This is a genomic window from Methylobacterium sp. (assembly GCF_019745455.1).
In the GTDB taxonomy this organism is placed as follows: domain Bacteria; phylum Pseudomonadota; class Alphaproteobacteria; order Rhizobiales; family Beijerinckiaceae; genus Methylobacterium.
Genome location: NZ_JAIETD010000025.1, coordinates 1 through 6263 on the forward strand (window position 1 = coordinate 1; position 6263 = coordinate 6263).

Genomic DNA, 6263 nt, shown 5'->3' on the forward strand with positions numbered 1-6263 from the left:
GACGTCAGGCAGCGCGTACGCCGCCGACGAAGCTGTCCACCTCGACGGCCATGGCCTTCGACTGCCGGACGAGGCCGGAGCGACGCCGGCAGGCAGTCGACGGCATTCGTGAGAAGTATGGTCTCTCAGAACGCCATGCCTGCCGGATCGTCGGCCAGCACCGGGGCACGCAACGCTACGTGCCGACGGTGCCGGCTGACGAGGATGCGCTGACCCTTTTTCGTCGATGACAGCATCCATGGCCGTCATGCAAGGGCTGCGATGAAGCCATCGGCCAACGTTGTGCCGGGCAGCGGGTATCGATGAGCCGCATACAATGTCTTACAGAGGTCGATGCCCTTCAGGGGCAATGCCACAAGCAACTCGGCACGAACCTCGTCCGTGACGGAGCTTGCCATCACAATCGAGATGCCAATGCCGGCCCGCACCGCGCGCTTGACCGCCTCTGTGCTTCCAAGCTGGTGGTGGATACCGAGGTTCGCCCCCGCCGCACCCAGGGCCTCTCGTAAGAGGCGTCCCGTCCCGCTGCCAGGTTCGCCCCCAAGGAGTGGACGGCCCACAAGGTCGCCTGGGGTTACGCTTTTCCAGGTCGACCATGGGTGGTCCGGTCCGACAATGACAATCAGCGGTTCGCGACGCCAAGCACGTGCGATCAGACCAGGCCGAGCCTCCCACCATTCAACCAACGCTAGGTCGATTTCACCGGCCTCCAACCGATCCATGACGTAGGGATTAGTCCCGATCTCGACCTGCGGGGACGTCGCATTGGTCGCTTGGTAGGCACGTAGCAGGTCGGCCAGGAGATAGGTGCCAACGTTGCCGGATGCACCGATAGCAAGACGGCCGCCATTGACGGCTTCCTCCGCGCGTCGGCTCAATCGTAGGAGCGCCTCTGCGTGGGGTAGTAGCGCTCTACCCTGGGGAGTGGGCCGGCATCCCGTGCCATGGCGCTCCACGAGGGGTGCCCGCAACGACGCCTCGAGTTTTTGCACTTGCTGCGAAACCGTGGACTGGGCCAATCCGAGGCGACGACTAGCTTCTTGAAAACTGCCTGTCGCGAGCACGGAAAGCCATGTCTCGACGTGGTGAAGGTTCAGCACAAGTATGCTTTCACAATGACGGAGCGTGCCCCTTGCGCTGCGTGCGCGGCTGCGATGGCCAATTTATCGCGTCCGGCGGCTCTTTGCCCTGAAGGACAGCCAACAAGTTGCGAGCCGCCGCTGCCTCGATTTCGCGACGCACCGCAACGACACCGGAACCGAGATGAGGCGTAAATAGAGTCCTGTCATGATCGGATAGAAGCCTCGGCTCGATGCTTCGCGGGCGATCGTCGAGGGCCCAATCCTCCATTTCGAATACGTCCGCGGCATAGCCGCCGATGCGTCCACCGGAAAGAGCGTCGGCAACCGCAGCCTCGTCTGCCACCGAACCGCGACCGGCATTGACGATCCGTAACCAAGGCTGAGCCTTGGCGAGAGTCTCAGCGTTCAGCAGGTGACGAGTAGCAGGTGTCAGGGGAAGTGCCAGGATAAGCAGGTCTGATTGTGCAACGAGTGTCTCCCAAGCGACCCTCCTCAGACCGAGCGCGCGTTCTGCGTCCACGGGGAGCGTCGCGGCATCGAAGTACACGATCTCCCTGGCACCGAAGCCTCCGAGCCGACGCGCAATGGCTTGGCCGACCTTTCCCATGCCGGCAATGCCGATGACGCTGCCTGATAACCCCGCGCCGTAGAGGCTGGCGCGCCAGCCCTCGAATCCGGCGCGCACAGCCCGGTCTCCGATCAAAACATTTCGGCAAAGACCGATGGCCAGACCAACCGCCAGTTCCGCGGTCGGCTCAGTGAGCAGGTCCGGGACTGCGGTCAACCAGACCCCGGCGTCGGTGCAAGCGGTGACGTCGAAGTTGTCCCACCCCTTAAGGGCACACGACACAACCTTGAGCCGTGGGCAGGCCGCGAGGAAATCGGCGTCCACGCGATCCGTCATGAAGGTAAAGACCCCGTCGGCATCAGCGCAACGGCGCTTCACTTCCTCAGGCGGCCAGGGGTCCGGGCCTGGATTGACGTCGAGGCTGCAGAGCGGTTCCAGGAGGGCCTCTGTCTCGGGGAAGACAGGGTTCGTGACGACGACCTTGGCGCGCATGCAATCTCTCACTTAAGCCGGCGGCGCAGCAGTCCGCCCAACGCATCGACGAGGGTAACGGCGCCCAGGATGCACAGCATGATCGCTGCGACCTGATCGTACTGAAGGAGCCTTAGCGAGGCGATGAGTTCAAAACCGATGCCGCCCGCCCCAACGACGCCGAGCACAGTCGATGCTCGGAAATTGTATTCCCATCGATACAAGGTGGTGTCCGTCAGCTGCGGCAGGACCTGTGGCAGCACAGCATGCGTCACGACCTGGAAAGGTGAGGCACCTGCCGCTCTCGCGGCCTCGATGGGCTTCGGATCGGCGTGCTCGATGGCCTCGGCGAAGAACTTGCCGACCATGCCAACGGAATGCAGGCCGAGAGCAAGCACGCCCGGTAGGGCCCCGAACCCGACGGCGGCCACGAAGAAGATGCCCATGATGAGCTCCGGGACGGACCGGAGCGCATTAAGCGCGATGCGCGTCGCACGAAACACCAGAGGATGAGGACTGGTGTTCGGAGCCGCGAGCAGCCCAAGCGGTAGTGAAAGCGTAACGGCGAGAGCCGTCCCAGCGACGCTCATGGCGAAGGTATCAACGATGGGGGACAGCCACGACCGCCAGCGTGTGAAATCAGGTGGCGTCATCTCGTCGACGAGCTGCGCAAGGGCGGGCACACCCTCCGCCAGACGCACGGGATCCAGCAGCCCGACCTTCCAGAGGCATGCAAGGATCCCGAGAGCGATCGGTAGGACGAGGATCTGCCGCCGTAGCGCCGTTGATCGGGCCTGATCGAGCAGGACGTCGTAGACCGCAGAAGGGGCCGGGAACGACGTAGGAAGGCGTGATTGGGGCATGCCGCTAGCCCTTGACCTTGGTAAGGTCGATGTTGAGGAGCTTGGCGGTCTCGCGCAGGACGTCGTAGTCCGCATCCGTGATCGGGCCGAAGGCCTCGGCCTTGAAGGGCTTCAGGATCGCCGGATCCTTCATCTCAAGGAAAGCAGACTTGATCTTGTCCTTCAACGCCGGCGTGAGGTCGCCGCGCAGGGTCCACGGATAATTCGGGATCGGCCGGCTCTCGGCGACGACCTTCACCTTAGAGGAATCGATGAGCTTCCTTTCGACGAGCGTCTCGAAGATGGTCCGACTGATCCCCCCAGCCTGGACATTGCCGGCCTCCACTGCGCGAGCCACAGCATCGTGTGTGCCAAGGTGCTGGAACTTGAAATCCTCCCCGGCTTCGAGGCCAAGGTTCTTGAGCAGGCCCCGCGGGATCAGGTGACTTGACGTCGAGGCCGGATCGCCGAAACCGACCGTCTTCCCTCGTACGTCCTCGGCCTTTGCAATGCCGGCATTGACGTTCGCGATAAGGTAGCTCGTGTAGGTCGGCTTCCCCCCTGAGACCAGGGCAGCGAACGGCTCGATCCCTGGCGAACGGCTTTTGGCCAGCACGTAGGACAATGGGCCAAAGTACCCAAGGTCGATGCGCTTGAACCGCATTGCCTCGATCATGGACGAGTAGTCTGTGGTGACGACAAGCTCGATCCGCTTACCAAGCCTTTCTTCCAGGTAAGACTTCAGACCCTGATTGTTCTGAATGATGGTTGAGGCGCTCTCATCGGGCAGCAGCGCGACTTTGAGAGTGTCGGGATCGGCGCCCTGCGAGAGCGACGGTCCGGTTCGCAGCAGAGCGCCCAGCACAAAGCCGGCACCGAGGGTACGTCTTGAAATCATGGGTTGGTTTCCTTTAGGCGGGCTGGGCGGCGTAGGACGGCTCACGGCGGGGCCGCACTCGTTCGTCTTCGACGGCCCTTGGGGCCGTCGGTCCGTGATCCGTAGATCCGCTCAAGGCTCGCCTCGCAGAGCTGATCGGGTGTTCCATCGAACACGACGGCCCCAGCCTGGAGACCGATGACGCGATCTGCGAAGCCGCGCGCCAAGTCGACTTGGTGCAGGCTTACTACGGCCGTGATGCCATCGGCCTTGCAGATCGTTCGCAGGAGATCGAGGACGCGTGCCGCGGTGGCCGGGTCGAGGCTTGCTACCGGCTCGTCGGCAAGGATCAGCCGAGGTTGCTGAGCCACAGCCCGCGCGATGCCGACACGTTGCTGCTGCCCGCCCGAAAGCTGGTCAACTCGGGTTAAGGCCCGGTCGAGCAAACCGACCCGTTCGAGTGCCTCCAGGGCGATGCGCCGATCTGCAAGGGGAAGCGGAAGCAATGAGCGAAGGGCCGAGTGATGACCGAGCCGGCCAACGAGGACGTTGGCCAGAGCAGTCAAGCGGCCAATAAGATGGTGATGCTGGAACACCATGCCTGTTGCAGCCCGATGCCGGCGCAAAGTTACGCTTCCGGAGTGGATGTCGCCATGAGCCGTCGACACGACCTGCCCGTTCGTTGGCCGGACCAGACCGTTCAGGCACCGCAACAGCGTGGACTTGCCCGCACCCGACGGACCGAGAAGCACAGAGAACTCGCCCTGGTCGAACGTTAACGACGTCGGATTCAGGGCGGTTAACCGCCCCGGATAGGTAACTTGAAGGTCGTAGATGGACAGCATCAGTCGCCAATCGATTCCTAGATCAAAGAGAATATTCGATCGCGTTTTCCGATACGGGGGGGAGATGACAATCGAATGACTTCAACCTGGTTCACCGACGTCACCAAGAGCCAGATCGACTGGTTGCCCCTGTTAAAGCATGGACCTCCCGGCCTGGGTGTGGTTGACAATCAAGCTCTTAAAGTCCCAGCTTTTATGACTAGTTTTGACTGCAATTTCATAAAATCTATACAATGCCAATGGATGCATTCATATGACAGTTATTTATCGTTTATATCTTGAGCTTGTATACTTAATAAATGTAATAATGTAATCAAATTAAGTGTAAATATTCCTTTGTAAATCCCATAAGGACAAACCGTCAATGATAATCCCTGAATTTAAAAAATATTACTATGATATTATGAAATCGATTCCCTACATACTGCCCGTAAAACATAACAGACATAATTATAGGATGTAGCACGTTACCTCATGCTTAAGGATAAGAAATTTTTGCTGCCCATTGAGGGGTGTTCTGGGCCTCGCTACGCTGTGACTGATCGCTTTCCGATTAATATAAACACAAGGGGTGGACATGCGCCAAAAAGCGCCCACATGACTCTAGAAACTGTAAAAAAATCAGCTCAAGAATTGTAATGGATAACGGTGCGCAACATGAGCAAATCTTCACTTGATGACAACACAGCAGCGAACCGTATTCGGCTTCACAATATGGAGCAGCGTCATAAAAGACTGCAGATCGCTTTGTTGCAATATCCCGAGTTGGCTAAAGCTAAGCCTTTTGAGAATGTTACCCGCTTCGCCGAACTCAGAGATCAAGTGATTGAGCCGACCATGCACGCATTTAGCCGCGCCGGTTCACTCGGCAACTACGCTCATCACGTCGTCACTGATAACGATCACACCGACGAAGCCCTTGCTGTCGTCGGTGCCGGTATACGATTGATCCTCTCCGATACCGCACTACCGAATGGGATCAATCTTTATGAAATTCCTACCCTTGTCCGTCGTCAGATGATTTGGGACATTCAGCGGTGTTCAGGAGCGGAGGCTCTGGTCCATCTGGGGTGAGAGGTTAGGCGGCCTGCGCGTGGTGGCGCAAGCGTCGTTCCATGAGGGTCTGGCGTTTGATGCGTTCCCGCTCGGCCAGGATCCCTTCGCCGCGTCCGAAGTAGACGTCAGCGGGCGTGAGGTTGCTCAGGCTCTCATGGGCTCGGGCATGGTTGTAGTGTTCGACGAAGTCGGCAACCTGCGTCTCCAACTCGCCGGGCAAGTAGGCGTGTTCGAGCAGGATGCGGTTCTTGAGCGTCTGATGCCAACGCTCGATCTTGCCCTGCGTTTGAGGATGGCATGGCGCACCGCGGATGTGGGTCATGCCCCGAATGCCGAGCCAGTCAGCCAGGTCGCTGGCGACGTAGCTCGGTCCGTTGTCGGAGAGCAGGCGGGGCCGCGGCATCACCCGCGCCTGATCGAGCCCCGCCGCACCCAGCGCCAGGTCGAGCGTGGCGGTGACGTCGCTGGCCTGCATCGTCGTGCACAGCTTCCAGGCGACGATGTAGCGTGAGAAGTCGTCCA

At 60.1% G+C, this 6263-nt stretch carries 7 protein-coding genes and 2 pseudogenes; 2 read left to right on the forward strand and 7 right to left on the reverse strand.

Annotated features, from left to right (window positions below; translation table 11 throughout):
- Positions 1–74: 74 nt before the first annotated feature.
- Positions 75–215, forward strand: a pseudogene (locus K2Y56_RS04895) (IS3 family transposase); the annotation flags it as partial.
- Between the two features lie 30 nt (positions 216–245).
- Here K2Y56_RS04895 and K2Y56_RS04900 read toward each other — a convergent pair.
- The 6 genes and pseudogenes from K2Y56_RS04900 to phnC form a co-directional block, all read right to left on the reverse strand.
- Positions 246–878, reverse strand: a complete 633-nt coding sequence (locus tag K2Y56_RS04900) for a LysR substrate-binding domain-containing protein (protein WP_082167375.1) — start codon at positions 876–878, stop codon at positions 246–248.
- A gap of 93 nt (positions 879–971) precedes the next feature.
- A pseudogene (locus K2Y56_RS04905) lies at positions 972–1100 on the reverse strand (LysR family transcriptional regulator); the annotation flags it as partial.
- A 10-nt stretch (positions 1101–1110) separates the two neighbouring features.
- Complete coding sequence (locus K2Y56_RS04910) at positions 1111–2142, reverse strand: phosphonate dehydrogenase (RefSeq protein ID WP_048464248.1); 1032 nt, start codon at positions 2140–2142, stop codon at positions 1111–1113.
- 8 nt (positions 2143–2150) lie between these two features.
- Positions 2151–2984 carry a phosphonate ABC transporter, permease protein PhnE gene (phnE, locus tag K2Y56_RS04915; RefSeq protein ID WP_048464249.1) on the reverse strand — a complete coding sequence of 278 codons (834 nt, stop codon included), beginning with the start codon at positions 2982–2984 and terminating at the stop codon, positions 2151–2153.
- Between the two features lie 4 nt (positions 2985–2988).
- On the reverse strand, positions 2989–3861 hold the full coding sequence (gene phnD, locus K2Y56_RS04920; RefSeq protein ID WP_091995058.1) for a phosphate/phosphite/phosphonate ABC transporter substrate-binding protein: 873 nt from the start codon (positions 3859–3861) through the stop codon (positions 2989–2991).
- A gap of 41 nt (positions 3862–3902) precedes the next feature.
- Positions 3903–4685 carry a phosphonate ABC transporter ATP-binding protein gene (gene phnC, locus K2Y56_RS04925; RefSeq protein ID WP_292505714.1) on the reverse strand — a complete coding sequence of 261 codons (783 nt, stop codon included), beginning with the start codon at positions 4683–4685 and terminating at the stop codon, positions 3903–3905.
- Positions 4686–5342: 657 nt separating this feature from the next.
- Between phnC and K2Y56_RS04930 the strand changes: the two genes are divergently transcribed.
- Positions 5343–5759: a hypothetical protein gene (locus K2Y56_RS04930; protein WP_292505716.1), complete on the forward strand. Its 417-nt coding sequence runs from the start codon at positions 5343–5345 to the stop codon at positions 5757–5759.
- Between the two features lie 4 nt (positions 5760–5763).
- On the opposite strand, the gene K2Y56_RS04935 is transcribed toward K2Y56_RS04930, so the two are convergent.
- The coding region (locus K2Y56_RS04935) for an integrase core domain-containing protein (protein WP_292505718.1) at positions 5764–6263 on the reverse strand (500 nt) is incomplete at its 5' end.

What these genes read in the sequence shown, in the direction of transcription:
- K2Y56_RS04910 (WP_048464248.1), bottom strand. Translation starts at nt 2,142, where the DNA reads ATGCGCGCCAAGGTCGTCGTCACGAACCCTGTCTTCCCCGAGACAGAG.
- phnE (WP_048464249.1), bottom strand. Translation starts at nt 2,984, where the DNA reads ATGCCCCAATCACGCCTTCCTACGTCGTTCCCGGCCCCTTCTGCGGTC.
- phnD (WP_091995058.1), bottom strand. Translation starts at nt 3,861, where the DNA reads ATGATTTCAAGACGTACCCTCGGTGCCGGCTTTGTGCTGGGCGCTCTG.
- phnC (WP_292505714.1), bottom strand. Translation starts at nt 4,685, where the DNA reads ATGCTGTCCATCTACGACCTTCAAGTTACCTATCCGGGGCGGTTAACC.
- K2Y56_RS04930 (WP_292505716.1), top strand. Translation starts at nt 5,343, where the DNA reads ATGAGCAAATCTTCACTTGATGACAACACAGCAGCGAACCGTATTCGG.